Annotated in this window: 15 protein-coding genes; 9 read left to right on the top strand and 6 right to left on the bottom strand. The window is 53.1% G+C overall.

Annotated elements, in window-relative coordinates:
- Positions 1-93 precede the first annotated feature (93 nt).
- Positions 94-1,155: a glycosyltransferase gene (locus G5179_RS17135; protein WP_421209189.1), complete on the top strand. Its 1,062-nt coding sequence runs from the start codon at positions 94-96 to the stop codon at positions 1,153-1,155.
- A 52-nt stretch (positions 1,156-1,207) separates the two neighbouring features.
- Positions 1,208-2,185 (top strand): hypothetical protein, encoded by a 978-nt coding sequence (locus G5179_RS17130; RefSeq protein ID WP_371167165.1) that lies wholly within the window; start codon positions 1,208-1,210, stop codon positions 2,183-2,185.
- A 38-nt stretch (positions 2,186-2,223) separates the two neighbouring features.
- On the opposite strand, the gene G5179_RS17125 is transcribed toward G5179_RS17130, so the two are convergent.
- The 4 genes from G5179_RS17125 to rfaD form a co-directional block, all read right to left on the bottom strand.
- Entirely contained in the window at positions 2,224-3,300 is a 1,077-nt protein-coding gene (locus G5179_RS17125) for a glycosyltransferase family 9 protein (RefSeq protein WP_421222007.1), read from the bottom strand.
- On the bottom strand, positions 3,297-4,523 hold the full coding sequence (locus tag G5179_RS17120) for an O-antigen ligase family protein (protein WP_421209186.1): 1,227 nt from the start codon (positions 4,521-4,523) through the stop codon (positions 3,297-3,299). The genes G5179_RS17125 and G5179_RS17120 overlap by 4 nt, the downstream gene beginning before the upstream one ends.
- Positions 4,524-4,526: 3 nt before the next feature.
- On the bottom strand, positions 4,527-6,287 hold the full coding sequence (locus tag G5179_RS17115; protein ID WP_421258785.1) for a polysaccharide deacetylase family protein: 1,761 nt from the start codon (positions 6,285-6,287) through the stop codon (positions 4,527-4,529).
- A 118-nt stretch (positions 6,288-6,405) separates the two neighbouring features.
- Positions 6,406-7,362 carry an ADP-glyceromanno-heptose 6-epimerase gene (gene rfaD, locus G5179_RS17110; RefSeq protein ID WP_005340846.1) on the bottom strand — a complete coding sequence of 319 codons (957 nt, stop codon included), beginning with the start codon at positions 7,360-7,362 and terminating at the stop codon, positions 6,406-6,408.
- Positions 7,363-7,520: 158 nt separating this feature from the next.
- On the opposite strand from rfaD, the gene G5179_RS17105 reads away from it, so the two are divergent.
- The 5 genes from G5179_RS17105 (at position 7,521) to G5179_RS17085 (ending at position 13,576) form a co-directional block, all read left to right on the top strand.
- Complete coding sequence (locus G5179_RS17105; RefSeq protein ID WP_005340848.1) at positions 7,521-8,165, top strand: TetR/AcrR family transcriptional regulator; 645 nt, start codon at positions 7,521-7,523, stop codon at positions 8,163-8,165.
- Positions 8,166-8,280: 115 nt separating this feature from the next.
- Positions 8,281-9,471 carry a glycine C-acetyltransferase gene (locus tag G5179_RS17100; RefSeq protein ID WP_113740206.1) on the top strand — a complete coding sequence of 397 codons (1,191 nt, stop codon included), beginning with the start codon at positions 8,281-8,283 and terminating at the stop codon, positions 9,469-9,471.
- Between the two features lie 55 nt (positions 9,472-9,526).
- Complete coding sequence (gene tdh / locus G5179_RS17095) at positions 9,527-10,555, top strand: L-threonine 3-dehydrogenase (RefSeq protein ID WP_005340852.1); 1,029 nt, start codon at positions 9,527-9,529, stop codon at positions 10,553-10,555.
- Positions 10,556-10,752: 197 nt separating this feature from the next.
- Entirely contained in the window at positions 10,753-11,208 is a 456-nt protein-coding gene (locus G5179_RS17090) for a c-type cytochrome (RefSeq protein ID WP_204480583.1), read from the top strand.
- 85 nt (positions 11,209-11,293) lie between these two features.
- Positions 11,294-13,576, top strand: a complete 2,283-nt coding sequence (locus G5179_RS17085; RefSeq protein ID WP_216979758.1) for a putative bifunctional diguanylate cyclase/phosphodiesterase — start codon at positions 11,294-11,296, stop codon at positions 13,574-13,576.
- On the opposite strand, the gene rep is transcribed toward G5179_RS17085, so the two are convergent.
- Complete coding sequence (rep, locus tag G5179_RS17080; protein ID WP_421209184.1) at positions 13,573-15,585, bottom strand: DNA helicase Rep; 2,013 nt, start codon at positions 15,583-15,585, stop codon at positions 13,573-13,575. The two genes, G5179_RS17085 and rep, sit on opposite strands and share 4 nt — an antisense overlap.
- 181 nt (positions 15,586-15,766) lie before the next feature.
- On the opposite strand from rep, the gene G5179_RS17075 reads away from it, so the two are divergent.
- Together G5179_RS17075 and G5179_RS17070 are read left to right on the top strand one after the other, a co-directional pair.
- On the top strand, positions 15,767-16,987 hold the full coding sequence (locus G5179_RS17075) for a cysteine desulfurase (protein WP_421258784.1): 1,221 nt from the start codon (positions 15,767-15,769) through the stop codon (positions 16,985-16,987).
- A gap of 13 nt (positions 16,988-17,000) precedes the next feature.
- Complete coding sequence (locus tag G5179_RS17070; protein ID WP_421258783.1) at positions 17,001-17,435, top strand: SufE family protein; 435 nt, start codon at positions 17,001-17,003, stop codon at positions 17,433-17,435.
- A gap of 21 nt (positions 17,436-17,456) precedes the next feature.
- On the opposite strand, the gene tcdA is transcribed toward G5179_RS17070, so the two are convergent.
- A complete protein-coding gene (tcdA, locus tag G5179_RS17065; protein ID WP_421258782.1) occupies positions 17,457-18,293 on the bottom strand; it encodes a tRNA cyclic N6-threonylcarbamoyladenosine(37) synthase TcdA in 837 nt (278 codons plus the stop codon).
- Positions 18,294-18,557 lie beyond the last annotated feature (264 nt).

Here is an 18,557-nt window from a genome sequence, read left to right as displayed (position 1 = left end):
TAACGACTTTAACAGTTGCCACCTGATTTTGCTCGTTTACGATTCACATTTTTAGTAGATTTACCAGTCAGTTATGAGACCCGCGGAGCAGTTATGACCCCACCAGTTAAAAAGTTTTTATTCATTGTTGAAGACTTGTATGGTGGTGGTGCGGAAAAGGTTCTGCTCAATACCGCATCCTTGCTAAAAGATGCAGGTGTCGATGTTACCTTGTTTACCTTGCGGGAAAAAATAGACCATACGCTACCTGACAACATTCACCCGATTAATCTTGGCATTGTCACAAAGCTGACTAAAGCCATATCCAATGTTGCGGTTGAAAAAATACAAGCATCTCTGATCTTGAAAAAAGTCCAAGAGATCTCGCCTGACGTAATTATCTCATGCTCATGTGACAAAATTACCAGACACCTGCCTGATACACTGAATATTTATTACTGGATCCACGGAAATGTCACCGGCTTTGCCAAAGACAATGCCAAAGGATATGAAAAATTCAAGCGTTTCTATAATGGCAAGAAACTGATCTGCGTATCTCGTGGCATCGCGGACGACATTTTGCACAATGTAAGAGCCACACCAAAATCGTGTCAGGTTATCTACAATCCGTTTGATATCGAGAAAATTCAGGCGTTGGCCGATGAGCCTTTCAACAAGCCATTTGAAAAGTATTTTATCCATGTCGGCACCTTCGAAGAACGAAAACGCCACGATCGTCTCTTGCAGGCATATCAGCTAAGCGGCGTTGCTACGCCACTCGTTCTGATGGGCAAAGGGGAGCGACGCCCTCACATTGAAGCCATGATCGAGGAGATGAACCTTGCCAGCAAGGTGAAGATCATCGACTTTCAGAAGAACCCCTACCCCTATATCAAAGCCGCTCAGGCGCTCATCCTGACATCCGATGCTGAAGGGCTGCCAACAGTGCTTATTGAAGCACTCATCTGCCATACCCCGGTGATCAGCGTGGATTGCCCGTCTGGACCGGCAGAAATTCTTACTGGGCCACTGCAAGATAACCTTTGCGCCCTTTTTGACATTCCCAAAATAGCGCAAAAAATATCTCGTATGGATATTGATAAAATGCATATACCAGATCATTTTTACAGCCCATTCTCTAGTACAGAGACCATAAAATCATTTATGTCACTTTAGTTTATTAAATTTAATGAAATAACATTGAAATGTCATTTTGAGAGCTAATCCAATGAATATCCTATTAATAGGTATTGATAACGCAGGGCTCATTACCCCGATAGTTGAAGAGATGCGACAACAAGGACACGTGGTTACATTTATTGAGAATGGAGAAATATCTAGATATGATTACCTGCACCCAGTAGAGAGAATATCAAACTTAATTTCAAAGGCTCTGTTTAAAAGAAATTTAAAACAAGAAAGAAGCTGGCTGTCGACCACCCAGTTTTTGAATGGTTTTACAAAAAACCGCCACTTTGATATCACTATCCTCACTAATCCTGATATTTACACGGCAGAACATCTGACACAGCTCAAAAAATGCACCAACAGGATGATTTGCCACCTGTGGGACAGTACTCTCAGAATGCCAAATAATATCAAAAACATTTCACTTTTTGATAAAGTTTTGAGCTTTGATCCGCAAGATGTTAAAAAATATGGCTTTACACCAGTAACTAACTACTATAAAAAGAATTTAACCCCACTCCAACCAAACAGAAACTATGATGGTGATGTGTTTGGTATTTTTAGCTTTGATCGTGAACGCTACGCCTTTATAACTGCATTTCTGGATGCCAACCCAGACTTAAAAATTAAAATCATGATTTATGTTGATCACCACCGAAAGATCAAAAAAATAAGAGACAAGAGAATCGAAATAATTACCAAGCCAATTACTGGTGATGAACTATTGGCAATCTCATCGGCTTATCACTGTATTCTTGATATAGGATACCAGTCACAAAAAGGCTTGTCTTTTAGATTCTTTGAGTCTCTTGCCTATGAACAAAAGATAATATCAAATAACAATACCGCAGAGACATTTCCGTTCTTTCATCCCAACAATATATTTTGCATAACAGATACAGATCTAAAAGTCTCACCTGACTTTTTAACGATCCCTTATCATCACATATCTGACGATATAAAAAATCAATACAGACTAGATATATGGGTAAATAAATACATAAAGGCGATGCTTTAATTTTTATTCTGCACCAGGCTATGGTGCAGAAATCTAAATTATTGTGCTATGTACTGAACATACCAATCATTAAATTGATTCTCAAACTCCTCCATATTAATGTAGTTTACATTTTGTTCTTTTTTAGCATCAACATACATTACCATGGCTTTCTCAAAATTTGGTAACCACTCCCGGTTTTCACCTTTACCAAAATTATCATTATATATTCCAAATATAGGTTTTTTAAGCCCTGCAGCAATGTGTACTGTCGCCGTATCTACAGACACGATACCGATACTATTTCTTATTTGAGCGAATAGAACACCTAAAGAATGGGATGAGTCATGTGTGATAACTCTTTCCCTTAAGATATCAGGCATTCTCCTGATATTGTGTTCTGTTTCAATTTTCTTTATCGGTGGATAGAGCAAACATACATTATATCCAGGCTTGCTCAACATAACCTTCAGGATCTCGATAATTTTTTCATCATTAAATGTTCGTGAGCTGCCACTACCGTAAGGATTAAAACAGATTGTGGGATTATCAGGCCAGCTAGATTTAACGCTTGACTCATCTTCAAGATATTCTGGAACAATATAATCTGTATCGGGGTTATCAACCCCCATTTTATTAACGGCCAAGGCAAACTTCTGTGAGAAGTGAATATTCTTGGTTAAATGACCAATTTTAATATTCACACATTTTATTTTGTCATCTATACCAATAACATTTTTTACAGATAATTTTGAGATAAAGAAAATATCTTTCATCTTCATTTCATTAGTAAGATGAACAAGATATTCAATATCTCCTATATCTCTAGCCAATGAGGCGAGTGCTGCATAACTTGGTCTTTTCGGAATAGAATAAACTTCATCAAAAAGAAACTGGTTTTTAAATAAAGACCTCATCTCAGGGGTTGTAATTGCAACTACTTTTTTGCCTGGAAACTTCTTTTTTATTTCACGAGTGACCCAAGATGATACTATGGCATCCCCCAATTTGGCATCCCAACGAACAAAGACTATAGCACCATCTTCATTTGAAGACGATCTCAAAGATCGGTCAAAAAGCACAATCCCTATTTTACGACGAATGATATCGCGCCATGATTGCAATTTCTTAATCATTTTCTTCCCTCCAAAGGCGATACCTTTATTGTGGTAATTAAAGCCGAAAATAAAAACATGAAGAATATCATCCCGGAGTTATGGCTTATAAATGCTTGACTCAAGCTATAATCAACAAGAGTTAATGATGAAACCGCCAACATACTACTGACCAATAAGTTATCTCTATTTTTACTCGCAACCCAAAGTGGATAAAAGTACAGCAGGGCTAACATCAAGAAGCCTATAATGCCGCGTTTAGCCAATTCATCTAAAAATTGATTATGTGCATGTGAGTTAAAATTATAAATGAACTCGGATATAGAACCATTATTATATTGGTTTAATTGTGATAAGCGAATTCCGTTATTTCCCCAGCCAAATATTGGTTTTTCCAAAAAAGAGTTATATGCACTTTCCCACAACTGCAATCGAATGCCTAGAGATGTATCCGGATTCACACCATCAAAATAATGAACAACATCTGCTTTGGCATTATATATCCTATCCATTACGCCACTTTGCGGAAGCATAGCCAAGAAAAGCAACAAGGCACATACAGTGCTTGCATAGAGACCATCTTTCAGGGATAGCTGTTTTCTAAAATAAAAAACTATTGTAAACAAGACGATTGGAAGTAAAACCCAGCCACCTCTGGTCCCGGAGAGAAAACTGCCTATACCCCCCATTAAAAATGAAAGAAGCATAAAGGCAGCAATGTTTTTCTTCCCTAAATGGCGGAACCAGAAAAAAGCACACAGACATAACAATGCCAATGTCATGCTGATGTTTCCTGACTGAATCGGCATGCTTTCATCAAAAGCTCGAGGCATTCCAAGATAAAACTTTTCATATATTGCGATTAGACCTGAACTCACTGCTCCTATAGAGAGGCCAGCAATAAGAACGTTTATGTTAATGGGGAACACACTTAATAAAGGTAAGGTCATTGCAGCCATTAACAAGCGACTTGGTCGGTCTAACTCTTTGAGAGCGCCACCATCAATCCCGATTGATACTGCTTGGATGACAAAAAAAGAGATGAATATATATGATAATATTTTCACCTCTGAACTCATTGCCAAATAATATTTTTTACGCCAAAAGACAAAAACACTTGCCAAAACTAAAATGCTGGGCCCATATCCATAGCCACTGGGGACCGTTAAAACTATTGCGCCAAATAAAAAAGCTGCAAATTGCACAATAATATTTAGTCGTAGGCAATTTTTATCTAAATTCACAAGTTATTTCCTGAACACATAATTCCCACGAATTTTTCGCCACAGCCCGAATACATCGGTACGGGGGAAGATGGCAATCCGGCGGATCTGGAAAGGGTCCTGGTGCATTGCTTTGGGGCCGCTATTGGTAGCGACAGCAAAACGATACCCGGCGGTGATAGCCTGTTCCTTGGCACTCTCATCCATATCTCCGTAAGGGTAGGCAAACGAGAGCAGCGGATGGCCAAGCAGGGCCTCCAGTTGGCGTTTATTCTCCTGAATTTCATGGGCTTGTTGTTCGGGTGTGAGCTTGCTCAAGCGGGGATGGGTCAGGGTATGACCACCAATTTCCACATGACCGCTGGCGGCCAGCGCTTTGACCTGCTCACCACTCATTAGCGAAACCTTGGTATCCGGATTGGTCGGATGCTCCACATCCCAACGGTTATAACCTTCACCTGTGACTACGTACACCACAGCTTTGTAACCATATTTTTCCAGCAGTGGCAGCATGCGGGTCAGGTTGTCCTGATAGCCGTCATCGGCGGTGATCATCAGGTACTTCTTGCCGTATTGCAGACGGTGGATAAAGCCTTTGTCCGCCAAATCGCGGAAAGTCAGGGTCTCGTAGCCGAGCCACTTCATCAGGCGCAGATGCTTCTCGAACATGGTGATCGGCATCCAGGTGCCGTGCACCCCTTTCTCGCTATCCTGTTCGATAAAGCGGTGGTACATGATGACCGGCATCTCGCGGCGCAGGGTTTCAACCACCGCATCCTGATAGATGGTTTCGAGGCCGGATACTACCCCCTGCAAGCCATACTCATCCTGAATGCGCTGCCGAATGACTTCCGGCACCACCTTGCTTGCGAGGGCGGATTCGATTTCTCCCTTAAGGGCAGCAAAATCGATAGCCAGATCCTTGGGACCGATATCGCCAAAATTACTCGCCAGCGCCTCGTCCAGATTTCGTTCCGTCACCAGACCAATGGCCCTGGCTTCACCAATGGCAAAGGCGGGCCGACCACAGAGCAGTGCTTCCATCGCTACCCGACCGGCACCAATCACCAGATCGCAACTCGCCAGCAGAGCGGGCACATCGTCAACATAGCCAACAAACTCGGCACGGCCTTCGAAACGGGCAAAGCGCTCCGGCACCTTGGTACCGCTGACAATCCGTACCTTGCAGGCATCCAGATCGAGTACTTCGTCGAGCAGGCGGTAGCAAAGCTCTCCTTTGGGGCCGCTCAAACGGCCAATGATGGCGATCACCGACTTTGGATTATCCGGCGCAGGCACAGGCTGGAATTTGTCGGTTTCGATACCGTTGCGCAGAACCTGCACGATCGCGGGATCCACTCCCAGATTGTCGACTATCTGATGGGCAATATCTTCACAAACGGCAACCGCCCGATAGCCGAGTGCATGGAAGGCCTTGCGCGAAGCGTGTACCGGCTGGCGACCATGCACCGTGGTGATCATCGGGGTGCCAGTCAACTTGCAGGCCACATAACTGCTCCAGCCGGAGGCGCGGGAGTGAGCATGCACCAACTGGATATGATGCTTCTTGATGAGATAGATGAGGTAAAAGACGTGCCAGAAGCGGCGCAGAATACTGCGCTTGTTGAATCTCAGTTTGAAGACGGGGCCAAGCGTCGGCTTGGTCAGGGTATCTGACACATAAAAGACGTTGTGACCACGCCGGGTCAGTTCGTTACCGACCGTGGTGGCATAGACCTCAGCTCCCGTTACCTCGAGCTGGGAGAGTGCCATCAATATATTCATCGCGCGGTTACCCGGTAGATAAGAGAGGAACGGCAAGCAGCCACAGAGACCAGAAACCGGAAGCAGGCGAGTGCCCACTTCCGGTTTTGCGCTCAAACTGCCGCGTTGTGCTCACCCGTTAGCGGTTGAGCCAGGCCATGTAATCCGCTACCCCTTCGGCAACGGTTTTGAACTCGGCGTCATAACCCACGCTGCGCAGCTTGGTCATGTCAGCCTGGGTGAAGCTCTGGTAGCGACCCTTGAGATGATCCGGGAAGGGAATGTACTCGATAGCGCCCTTCTGATGATGCTTGATCACCGCTTCGGCCACGTTCTGGAACGGCTCGGCACGGCCGGTACCGCAGTTGAAGATGCCGGAGTGCTGCGGGTTCTGCCAGAACCAGAGGTTTACCTTGCAGACGTCGTCGATATAGATGAAGTCACGCATCTGACCACCGTTCGGGAAGCCATCGCAACCTTCAAACAGCTTGGGATTCTCGCCCTTCTTCACCTGTGTATTGAGGTGGAAGGCAACGGAAGCCATGGAGCCTTTGTGCTGCTCGCGCGGGCCGTAGACGTTGAAGTACTTGAGGCCAACGACCTGAGAGTTGATCTCCGGCATCCAGCGGCGCACGTACTGGTCAAACAGCTGCTTGGAGTAGCCGTAGACGTTGAGCGGCTGTTCGAACTTGGGATCTTCGATGAAGTTGTCGTTGCGGCCACCGTAGGTCGCGGCAGAAGAGGCGTAAATGAACGGGATTTCACGCTCGATGCAGTAGTGGAACAGATCCTTGGAGTACTCGTAGTTGACCTCCATGATGAACTTGCCGTTCCACTCGGTAGTCGCAGAGCAGGCGCCTTCGTGGAAGATCACCTCGATGCCGTTGTCCCACTCTTCAAACTCGTCACCGGAGACGATGCGAGCCTGAAACTCGTCTTTGTCCATGTAGTCAGCGATGGTCAGATCGACCAGGTTGACGAACTTGGTGCCGTCGGTCAGGTCATCAATGACCACGATATCGGTCCGTCCTTGAGCGTTCAGCTGCTTGACCAGATTGCTGCCGATAAAGCCAGCACCGCCAGTTACTACGATCATGGAGTTTGCCTCTCGTACGTTGATGGCTACATGTGACTGCTTGTTAAAGCTGTGTATAGTGAGCCAATTTGAAATTGCCGAAAAGTTTATCACGGGCCGTCCGGGGATTCGACCTTGTTCAAAACTGCCCCGAGCGGAACCTGTTGGAGGAATGAGTGATGAAAACCAGAGACAGGATCATTCACAGCGCGACCGAGCTGTTCAACGATCAGGGTGAACGCAACATCACCACCAACCACATTGCGGCGCACATGGGTATCAGCCCGGGCAACCTCTACTACCACTTCCGCAATAAAGAAGACATCATCCACTCCATCTTCGACCAGTATGCCCGTCACCTGAGCGAGAGCTTCGTGCCGACCCGCAACCGTGAAATCACCCTACAGGATCTGATGGGCTATCTCGATGCCATCTTCTATCTGATGTGGCAGTTCCGCTTCTTCTACGCCAACCTGCCGGACATCCTGAGCCGTGACGAACCGCTGCAACAGAAGTACCTCAAGGCCCAGGAGCAGATGCGCTCCTCCGTGGTCGCCCTGCTCCGGAGCCTGCGCGAAGGGGGCATCATAGATGTCAGCGATGAAGACCTGCCGGATCTGGGCCAGACCATCAAGATGGTGGTGACCTGCTGGATCCCCTTCCAGATCGCTCAGGCTCCCAACACCCGCATCACCAAACCGCTGCTCTATCAGGGCGTATTAAAGGTGCTGTTCCTGCTGCGCCCCTATGTGCAACCCCAGGTGGCCGGACAGATCCAGCAACTGGAACAACACTACCGCCAGCTGGCCCAACCAGCTGGGTGAGATCTGTTTCACATTTGTTGAATATCAGCACAATCATTTGAATTTACCGCAACAGATTGCAGTAAAATGTCGCCCTCTGTTGATACGCAGCTGAAATAGCCACTAAGGATCGAGGATGTCTAACGGATTCTATCGTCACCTGACCGAGCAACTAAACCAGGTGCAAGCTGAAGGGTTGTACAAGCAGGAGCGCATCATCACCTCCGCCCAGCAGGCCAGCATCGCCGTCGGCGGTGAGCAGGTACTGAACTTCTGTGCCAACAACTATCTGGGATTGGCCAACCACCCGGATCTGATCGCCGCCGCCCATCAGGGACTCGACAGCCACGGCTTCGGCATGGCCTCGGTACGCTTCATCTGCGGCACCCAGGATCAGCACAAAGCGCTGGAGCAGAAGATGTCTGCCTTCCTCGGCACCGAAGACACCATCCTCTACTCCTCCTGTTTCGATGCCAATGGCGGTCTTTTTGAGACCCTGTTCGGCGCCGAAGATGCCATCATCTCCGATGCCCTCAACCACGCCTCCATCATCGACGGTGTGCGGCTGTGCAAGGCCAAGCGCTATCGCTATGCCAACAACGACATGGCCGAGCTGGAAGCCCAGCTCAAGCAGGCTGACGCCGATGGCGCCCGCTTCAAGCTGATCGCCACCGACGGTGTCTTCTCCATGGATGGCGTCATCGCCGACCTCAAATCCATCTGCGATCTGGCGGACAAATACGATGCGCTGGTGATGGTGGATGATTCCCATGCCGTCGGCTTTATCGGCGAAAACGGCCGTGGCACCCACGAATATTGCGGCGTGATGGATCGGGTCGACATCATCACCGGCACCCTGGGCAAGGCGCTCGGCGGCGCATCCGGCGGCTATACCTCCGGCAAGAAAGAGGTGATCGACTGGCTGCGTCAGCGCTCCCGCCCGTACCTCTTCTCCAACTCGCTGGCCCCCTCCATAGTCTCTGCCACCATCAAGGTGATCGACATGCTGGCGGAAGGTCACGACCTGCGCGCCCGCCTGAAAGAGAACAGCCGTTACTTCCGCGAGCGGATGAGCGCCGCCGGCTTCACTCTGGCTGGCGCCGACCACGCCATCATTCCGGTGATGCTGGGGGATGCCAAACTCGCCTCCGAAATGGCGAGCCGCATGCTGGCAGCCGGCATCTATGTGGTGGGCTTCTCCTTCCCGGTCGTGCCCAAGGGTCAGGCGCGCATTCGCACCCAGATGTCTGCCGCCCACACCCGCGAGCAGCTGGACAAGGCGATCGACGCCTTTATCCGCATCGGCCGTGAACTCGGCGTTATCTGATTTGAATCAAGGGGCTGCAGCCCCTTTTTTCTGCATTCATATTGAAGGAACAGCCATGAAAGCACTCTCCAAACTGCACAAAGAGGTCGGCATCTGGATGACGGATGTGCCGGCCCCCGAGCTCGGCCACAACGACCTGCTGATCAAGATCCGCAAAACCGCCATCTGCGGCACCGATATCCACATCTACAACTGGGACGAGTGGTCCCAGAAGACCATTCCGGTACCCATGGTGGTCGGCCATGAATATGTTGGGGAAGTGGTAGCCATCGGTCAGGAGGTGCGCGGCTTCGCCATCGGCGATCGGGTCTCCGGTGAAGGGCATATCACCTGCGGTCACTGCCGTAACTGCCGCGCTGGCCGCACTCACCTCTGCCGCAACACCATTGGTGTTGGCGTCAACCGCCCGGGCGCCTTTGCCGAGTATCTGGTGATCCCCGCATTCAACGCCTTCAAGCTGCCGGACAATATCCCGGACGAGCTGGCTGCCATCTTCGACCCGTTCGGCAATGCGGTGCACACCGCCCTCTCCTTCGATCTGGTGGGTGAAGATGTGCTCATTACCGGGGCAGGCCCCATCGGCATCATGGCCGCCGCCGTCTGCCGCCATGTGGGTGCGCGCCACGTGGTGATCACCGACGTCAACGAATACCGGCTGGAGCTGGCCCGCAAGATGGGCGCCACCCGCGCGGTCAACGTGGCCAAGGAGAAGCTGGCCGACGTGATGAGCGAGCTGGGCATGACCGAAGGCTTCGACGTGGGGCTGGAGATGTCCGGCGTCCCGAGCGCCTTCCAGGAGATGCTCGACAAGATGAACCACGGCGGCAAGATCGCCATGCTTGGCATCCCGCCCTCCACCATGGCCATCGACTGGAACAAGGTGATCTTCAAGGGGCTGTTTATCAAAGGGATCTATGGCCGCGAGATGTTCGAGACCTGGTACAAAATGGCCAGCCTGATCCAGTCCGGGCTGGATCTCTCCCCCATCATCACCCACAGATTCCACATCGACGAATTCCAGCAGGGGTTCGATGCGATGCGCTCCGGCCACTCCGGCAAGGTGATCCTGAGCTGGGATAAATAGGCCGTTTCACCCCTTGGTTACTCGAAACCCGGCGAATGCCGGGTTTCTTTTTATCTCCACCACCCGAATTGCCGTGAGATCGCCCAAAACTTTGTACGCAGAGTGTTTAACACTTCACACACAAGCGTTTAAATGGCTGTAACTATTCGGTTATAATCCCGTCGTTTACATGGATAATAAAAGACTGCTGGGAGTATATGAGCGTGTTGAAAAAACTGAGCTATTTGCTGGCTGTCGGGATGACGGCCGCCAGCTTGTCTGGGGCAGTGCTTGCTGCCGATGAGATGTCACCGGAGGCTATTGCCGAGCGGATCAAACCGATCGGTCAGGTCTATACCGCCAAGGATCTGGAAGGTATTGCCGGCGCGGGTGCTGCACCTGCTGCGACCGCCTCTTCCGGTCCCCGCGATGGCGAAACGGTATACAAGGGCGCCTGCTTTGCCTGTCACGACACCGGCGCCGCCGGTGCCCCCAAACGGGGTGACAAGGCAGCCTGGGATCCTCGCATCGCCCAAGGCATTGATACTCTCAAGAAACATGCCATTGAAGGCTTTACCGGCAAGTCCGGCATGATGCCTCCGCGCGGCACCTGTGCGAACTGTAGTGATGAAGAGATTGAAAACGCCATCCACTACATGACTGACAACCTCTAAGTATTTGAAAGGGCCGCAATTGCGGCCCTTTCAATCTATCGGCTTCCGACTACTCTTGTAGGGTAGGCATAGTCGGGAGTTGCTCATGTCGCCCCATTCCACCGAATCCCACTACTCAACTCCTCTGCTGGCGTTGGTCTCTGCCATTATGGATTTTCCGGCTCCCCCTACAGCGCAGAGCAGCGATTATGATGATCTGATAAAGCAGATAAACCAGCTCTGCCCGTTGCAGCATTTCGGCATGCTGGGCCTCTCCGACAGTGGTCTGAACTGGCTCTACGCCTACAAAATCAGCGATACCTTCAAGCAACAACTGGGGCGGGAGCAGTCCCGCATCACCGATCAGCTCACCCAGCTCGATGAGGCCGAAGGGTGGTGCGTCTTTCCTATCGAACATGGTCAGGTGCAGTGGCTGCTGGCTCGCGGCGAACCATCCGACCTGCCCACATTACGCCTGCTGCTGGAGTGTCTATCCAAACGGCTGACCGAAACCCAGGCGGGCTCCCATCTCACCGAGCTGCCTTCTCCGCTGATCCGCAAAGACCCGAACTGGAAAAAGAAAATCGAGAGCATCAGCCGCATCATGCGACTGGCCAACACCCTGCCCGGTCAGGCGCTCTTCTCCCAGCTGGAGGCGGTGCTGCGCCAGATGCTCGCCATTGAGGATATGCTGCTGGTCAGGCTCCACAGCCATACGCTTGAGAAGATTTATCCCGCACATCCTCGTCAAAGCGACGAATTCATCAGCGGTTTGTGCCACAGCACCAGCAATATCGAGGTCAACAGGGAGGCAACCTACTGGCACAGCATGCCGCTACGGCTGCAACAACAGTACTTCGCCCACTTCATCATCAGCACCGCGCAACCGCTGGAGACAGACGACAAGCTGTTTCTCGACTTCCTGCGTGGTCAGCTCACCCTGCTGTTGGAGCTGAAGCGGATCCGCCAGCAGCTTAACGACATCAATAGTGAAGACTCCATCAACCAGCGGCTGCAACAGCTGCGTCAGACCAACCTCAGGCTGCAAAAGCAGCTCAAGCAGCATCAGGAGCTGGAACGGCGGCTGCAATTCGATGCGCTTCACGACCCGCTGACCCAGCTACCGAACCGGGCGCTGTTGATGAACCACCTCAATCAAGCCATGACCCACTACAACCGCTACAAGTCACCGGGGTTTGCGGTGATCTTCATCGATGTGGATCACTTCAAGCAGATCAATGACACCCTGGGCCACAGTGCTGGTGATCAGCTGCTCAAGGAGGTAAGCCGCCGCCTGCAGACCTGCATCCGGCAAAACGATATGGTGGCCAGATTGGGGGGCGACGAGTTCGTCATCTATCTCGATAGCAGCAAACATGAAGATGACATCAGCCCGGTGCTCAACCGTATCATCAGCCGCCTCTCCTATCCGTTCCGGCTGCTTGGCAATGAGCTGAGTATTACCGTCAGCCTAGGGGTATCGAGTGTGTCCGAACAGACATCGGATATCAGCCAGTTACTCCACCAGGCCGATCTGGCCATGTACCAGGCCAAACGCAATGGCCGCAGCCGCATCGTCAGCTACTCGGATGATTGCATCAACCAGAACTGGAATTCGCCGGAAGAGATGCTGGCTCGGGCCCTGCGGGAAGGGCGTATCGTCCCCTACTACCAACCGGTGATCCGGCTACAGGATAGCCGCCTGACCGGTCTGGAGGTGATGGCGCGCTGGCTGACCGAAGAGGGAATTCTGAAGGATGCATTCGACTTTATTCCGCTGGCGGAGCAATGTGGCCTGATTCTGGAGCTGGATTATCAGATCCTGCGCCACACCTGCCAGCAACTGAAAGTGTGGCTTCCGATCTCGGGCCAGAGCAAGTTCAAGGTCGCCATCAACCTCTCCGGCAAACATCTGGTCAACCATGATCACATCATGCGGTTGGTGGACATTATCGATGAGGAGGGGATAGCACCAGGCTATCTGATCTTTGAATTCAACGAGCGGGAGCTGTCGCGGCAGGATTCCGATGCGCTGGCCTCCCTGCATGAACTGCGTGCCAAGGGCATTCAGATCAGCCTGGACGACTTTGGTACCGGCTTCTCCTCCCTCAACGCCCTGTTCCATTTCCCGGTAGATTACATCAAGGTGGATGACAGCTTTACCCAGCGGATGCTGCAGTCCCCCAAAGATCTGGCGCTGATCCGCGCCATGCGGGATATCTGTCAGGATCTCGATTACACCCTTGTGGTTGAAGGCATTGAGAACCAGCAGCAGTTACAGAAGCTGATAGATATCGGCTGCCGGATGGGGCAAGGACGCTATATATCTCCCCCCATGCCGGGAGCAGACATCATTCCACTGCTATCCCCCGGCAACGCAACCTCCTAATCTTTCTTGAACATGGCGCGCAGATTGGCCACCGCCATCTGCCCCTTCTGCTGGCGCTCCTCGGCAGTCACCTTCTTCTGGTTTTCCCATTCAAGGTCATCCTGCGGCAGCTCCAGCAGGAAGCGGCTCGGCTCTGGCCGTACCGACTCGCCAAACTGGCGCCGCTCCTTGCAGAGGGTAAAGGTCAGCTCGGTCTGGGCCCGGGTAATGCCCACGTAGGCGAGACGCCGCTCCTCCTCGACGTTGTCTTCATCGATGCTGGTCTGGTGGGGGAGCAAGCCCTCCTCCATCCCCACCATGTAGACATAGGGGAACTCCAGCCCCTTGGAGGCATGCAAGGTCATCAACTGCACCTGATCGGCATCATCTTCCCCCTCATTGCGCTCCATCATATCGCGCAGGGTGAGTCGAGTGACCACCTGAGCCAGCGTCATCGACTCCTCCAGCTCATCCCCTTCCAGCATCTCGGTAATCCAGCGATAGAGGGTGGAGACGTTCTGCATCCGCATTTCGGCCGCTTTCGGGCTGGGGGAGGTCTCGTAGAGCCACTCTTCATAGTGGATCTCCTTGATCATGTCCCGCACCGCCTCCACCGGATTGCCGCGCAGCGCCTGATCACCAAGGCGAACCAGCCAGTTGGTAAAGGCCTGCAAAGCCGTCAGGCCACGGCCGGAGAGGTGCTGTTCCAGCCCCAGCTCGAAGCTGGCGGCAAACAGGCTCTTGCCGCGCTGGTTGGCGTATTGGCCAAGCTTTTCGAGGGTGGTGGGGCCGATCTCGCGTCGCGGCAGGTTGACCACCCGCAGGAAGGCAGTGTCCTCATCCGGATTCACCAGCAGCTTGAGGTAGGCCATGATGTCCTTGATCTCGGTACGGGAGAAAAACGAGGTGCCGCCGGAGATACGGTAAGGGATCCGGTTGGTCATCAGCGCCTTCTCGAAGATGCGCGACTGATGGTTGCCCCGATAGAGGATGGCGTAATCCTTGAACCGGGTGCGGTTCATAAACTTGTGGCCCATCATCTCGGCAGCGATCCGCTCCGCTTCGTGCTCCTCGTTCTTGGCGAACAGTACCTTGAGCTTCACCCCTTCATCCAACTCGGAGAAGAGCGCCTTGTCATAGACGTGCGGGTTGTTGGCGATCAGGATGTTGGCGCACTTGAGGATCCGCCGCTTGGAGCGGTAGTTCTGCTCCAGCTTGATCAGCTTGAGGCTGGGGAAATCTTCACTCAGCAGCACCAGATTCTGCGGCTTGGCACCGCGCCAGGAGTAGATGGACTGGTCATCGTCCCCTACCACGGTAAAACGGGCACGCTCGCCGACGATCTGCTTCACCAGCTCGTACTGGCTGGTGTTGGTGTCTTGGTACTCATCGACCAGCAGATAGCGGATCTTGTTCTGCCAGCGCTCACGCACCTCCTGATTGCTCTTGAGCAGCAGGGTCGGCATCACGATGAGGTCGTCAAAATCCAGCGCGTTATAGGCCACCATCTGGCGGTGATAGCGCTCGTAGAGCTGGGCCATCAGCACCTCTTCCGGCCCGCGGGCGATGCGCATGGCACGGGCGGGCAGGATAAGGTCGTTCTTCCAGTTGGAGATTTGGCTGATAAGAGCCGAGAGCTTGTCCTTGTCGTTGTCGAGCTCGTCTTCAGTCAATTCTTTCAGCAGCGCCAGCTGGTCGGTGTCATCGAACAGGGAGAAGTTGGCCTTGAGATTCAGGCTCTTGTGCTCACGACGAATGATATCGAGACCCAGTGTATGGAAGGTGGAGACCATCAGCCCCCGCGCCTCCTTACGTCCCAGGGTCTGGCCGACCCGCTCCTTCATCTCCCGCGCCGCCTTGTTGGTAAAGGTGACCGCAGCGATGTTGCGCGCACTGTAGCCGCACTGCTGCACCAGATAGGCAATCTTGTTGGTGATGACGCGGGTCTTGCCCGATCCGGCACCCGCCAGCACCAGGCAAGGGCCGGAGACATACTTGACCGCTTCGTTCTGATTGGGGTTGAGCTTCATGGGCCGGATCTCTTGGCTTATGATGAGGGGCGGCATTGTACCAGAAATCACCCGACGAGCCGTACCTGCTGCACGGCAGGCAACCGCCCATCTGGCTTATCGCGCCTTGTGTTCGGGCGCTATTTTCAGGATCATGGCCGACCTTTCGAGATGATGACTTTTTCCAGATGATGAGGGGAACATGAATCAGCAACAGCACGACCAACTGCGCAGCCAGTTTCCGGCCTTGGCGCAGGAGGTAAACGGCCACCCTCTGGTCTATCTGGACAACGCCGCCACCACCCAGAAGCCGCAAGCGGTACTGGATGCCATCGCTCACTACTATGGGGCCGACAACGCCAACGTGCACCGCGCAGCCCATGCGCTGAGTGGTCGCGCAACCCGCGCCTTCGAGGCCGCCCGCGAGACGGTCGCCCGCTTCATCAATGCACCCCGCAGCCAAGAGGTGATCTGGACCCGCGGCACCACGGAAGCGATCAATCTGGTAGCCCAGAGCTGGGGGATGAGCGAGCTCAAGGCGGGGGAGGAAATCATCCTCAGCACGCTGGAGCACCACGCCAATATCGTCCCATGGCAGCTGGTCGCCCAGCGCACCGGCGCAGTCATCCGGGTTATCCCGCTCGATAAGCGGGGCGATCTCGATCTGGCCGCCTATCACGCCATGCTGGGGCCACGCACCCGGCTGGTGAGCGTGGCCCACGTATCCAATGCCCTTGGCACCGTCAATCCAGTCAAAGAGATGGTGGCGGCCGCCAAAACGGTTGGCGCCGTGACGCTGATCGACGGCGCCCAGGCGGTGGCTCATCTCGAGGTGGATGTACAGGCCATCGGTTGCGACTTCTATGCCTTCTCCGGCCACAAGCTCTATGGCCCGACCGGCATCGGCGTGCTGTGGGGCCGCACCGAGCTATTGGAACGGATGCCGCCCTGGCAAACAGGTGGCGAGATGATCGATCGGGTCAGTTTCAGCGGCACCACCTTCAACACCCTGCCTTTCAAATTCGAGGCGGGCACCCCCCATATCGCTGGCGCTATCGGCCTCGCCGCCGCCATCGACTTTGTGATGGCGCAAGATCGGCAATGGCTCGCCCAACATGAGCAGGCACTGACCGACTATCTGGTCGCTGGCCTGCAACAGGTGCCGGGGTTGCGTCTGGTCGGCGAACCCAATCAGCGCGCCGGTGCGGTCTCTTTCTTGCTCGAGGATATCCACCCGCAGGATGCCGCTACCCTGCTCGATATGCAGGGGATCGCCCTGCGAGCCGGCCATCACTGCGCCATGCCGTTGATGGAGTCGCTCGGGATCGGCGGCACGATGCGCGCCTCGCTGGCCTGCTACAACAATCGGGGCGATGTCGACGCCCTGCTGGCCGCCCTGTACAAACTCAGTGACTTCTTCTAAGGCAGATAACCGAATGAGTGACCTCGCAAGCTATACCCAGATTGGCCTTGAGCCCAACGCCGACACCATCCGCCAGCAGTTTGCCGCCGCCCACGGCTGGGAGAACCAGTACCGGCTCATCATCCAGCTCGGCAAGCAGTTACCGGTGCTACCCTGCGAATGGCAGCAGGAGGCATTCCGCCTCAAGGGTTGTGAAAGCCAGACGTGGCTGAAGGGAGAGAAAAGCGAGGATGGCTGCTGGCACTTTGCTTGTGATTCCGATGCCCGCATCGTGCGGGGCCTTATCGTCATCGTGCTGGCGGCGCTCAACCACCAATCGTCTGCGGCGATCCAGGATTTTGATATGGAAGGCTATTTCAGCGAACTTGGGCTTGAGAAACACTTGAGCCCGTCACGAGGTAACGGGCTCAGAGCGATCGTACTGGCGATCCGGGAACAAGTGATCTAACCCGCCTTGTTCAGTGGTTGATTAGGCTTCGCTAATCGACCCAACGCTTTCATTCCCGGCCTCTTTCTCGGCGCGGGCACCCCGCTCGGCAATCTTCTTCAAGACCCGGGACGCAGCAACCAGCCCGAAAGTTGCCGTCACCGGCGTCACGGCGCCAAAACCGGAGGCGCAATCCATCTTCATGGTGCCATCGCTGGCCGCCTTGGCCTGACAGGTGCCACCATTGCCATCCGGATAACTCAGCTGCTCGGTTGAGAAGACACACTCCACCCCGAACTTGCGCGCCGGATTCTTGCTGAAGTTGTGCAATCGGCGCAAATCGGAACGCACCTTGGCGGCCAACGGATCCTGAATAGTCTTGGCCAGATCGGCCACAGAGATCAGGGTCGGATCCATCTGTCCACCGGCACCACCCGCGACGATCACCGGGATCTTGTTGCGCTTGCAGAAGGCAATCAGCGCCACCTTGGCCTTGACCGAATCAATGGCATCCACCACATAGTCAAACTCCTGCTTGATATGCTCGACCAGGTTATCGGCGGTGACGAAATCATCCACCTCGATCACTTCGCAATCCGGATTGATGGCGCGAATACGCTCAGCCATCACCTCGGTTTTGAGGCGACCAACCGTACCCTGCATGGCGTGGATCTGGCGATTGGTGTTGGTGATGCAGATATCGTCCATGTCGATCAGGGTGATCTGGTTGATACCGGCGCGGGCCAGCGCCTCGGCCGCCCAGGAGCCCACACCGCCGATCCCCACCACACAGACCTTGGCCTGGCTAAAGGAACGCAGGGCATTCTGACCATAAAGACGGGCAATGCCCCCGAATCGCTGTAGATATTCTGCTTTCATACCACCACCTTGCTTGAGGGCGGCCATTATAACGGCAACCACCGCCAGCCGCGATGGCATAACCGGAGAAAATCGGGGAGGAAAAACAGGGAAAACGACAGAGAAGAGGGAATAAAAGGTCAATTATCAGACGATTTTCTGAATTGCAGGCAATAAAAAACCCCGCTCGATGAGCGGGGTTTCTTGTATTGGGTGCCTGGCAGTGTCCTACTCTCGCATGGCGAATGCCACACTACCATCGGCGCTACCGCGTTTCACTTCTGA

This window comes from Aeromonas sp. 600886, from assembly GCF_049174935.1.
GTDB classification, from domain to species: domain Bacteria; phylum Pseudomonadota; class Gammaproteobacteria; order Enterobacterales; family Aeromonadaceae; genus Aeromonas; species Aeromonas veronii_A.
The sequence above is the reverse complement of the archived record's forward strand: the minus strand, read 5'-3'. Positions and strand labels throughout refer to the sequence as shown.

Coding starts and splice junctions, on each gene's coding strand:
- G5179_RS17135 (WP_421209189.1), top strand. CDS start 94: ATGACCCCACCAGTTAAAAAGTTTTTATTCATTGTTGAAGACTTGTAT.
- G5179_RS17115 (WP_421258785.1), bottom strand. CDS start 6,287: ATGAATATATTGATGGCACTCTCCCAGCTCGAGGTAACGGGAGCTGAG.
- G5179_RS17105 (WP_005340848.1), top strand. CDS start 7,521: ATGAAAACCAGAGACAGGATCATTCACAGCGCGACCGAGCTGTTCAAC.
- G5179_RS17100 (WP_113740206.1), top strand. CDS start 8,281: ATGTCTAACGGATTCTATCGTCACCTGACCGAGCAACTAAACCAGGTG.
- tcdA (WP_421258782.1), bottom strand. CDS start 18,293: ATGAAAGCAGAATATCTACAGCGATTCGGGGGCATTGCCCGTCTTTAT.
- G5179_RS17130 (WP_371167165.1), top strand. CDS start 1,208: ATGAATATCCTATTAATAGGTATTGATAACGCAGGGCTCATTACCCCG.
- G5179_RS17070 (WP_421258783.1), top strand. CDS start 17,001: ATGAGTGACCTCGCAAGCTATACCCAGATTGGCCTTGAGCCCAACGCC.
- tdh (WP_005340852.1), top strand. CDS start 9,527: ATGAAAGCACTCTCCAAACTGCACAAAGAGGTCGGCATCTGGATGACG.
- G5179_RS17075 (WP_421258784.1), top strand. CDS start 15,767: ATGAATCAGCAACAGCACGACCAACTGCGCAGCCAGTTTCCGGCCTTG.
- rfaD (WP_005340846.1), bottom strand. CDS start 7,362: ATGATCGTAGTAACTGGCGGTGCTGGCTTTATCGGCAGCAATCTGGTC.
- G5179_RS17090 (WP_204480583.1), top strand. CDS start 10,753: ATGAGCGTGTTGAAAAAACTGAGCTATTTGCTGGCTGTCGGGATGACG.
- G5179_RS17085 (WP_216979758.1), top strand. CDS start 11,294: ATGTCGCCCCATTCCACCGAATCCCACTACTCAACTCCTCTGCTGGCG.
- rep (WP_421209184.1), bottom strand. CDS start 15,585: ATGAAGCTCAACCCCAATCAGAACGAAGCGGTCAAGTATGTCTCCGGC.
- G5179_RS17125 (WP_421222007.1), bottom strand. CDS start 3,300: ATGATTAAGAAATTGCAATCATGGCGCGATATCATTCGTCGTAAAATA.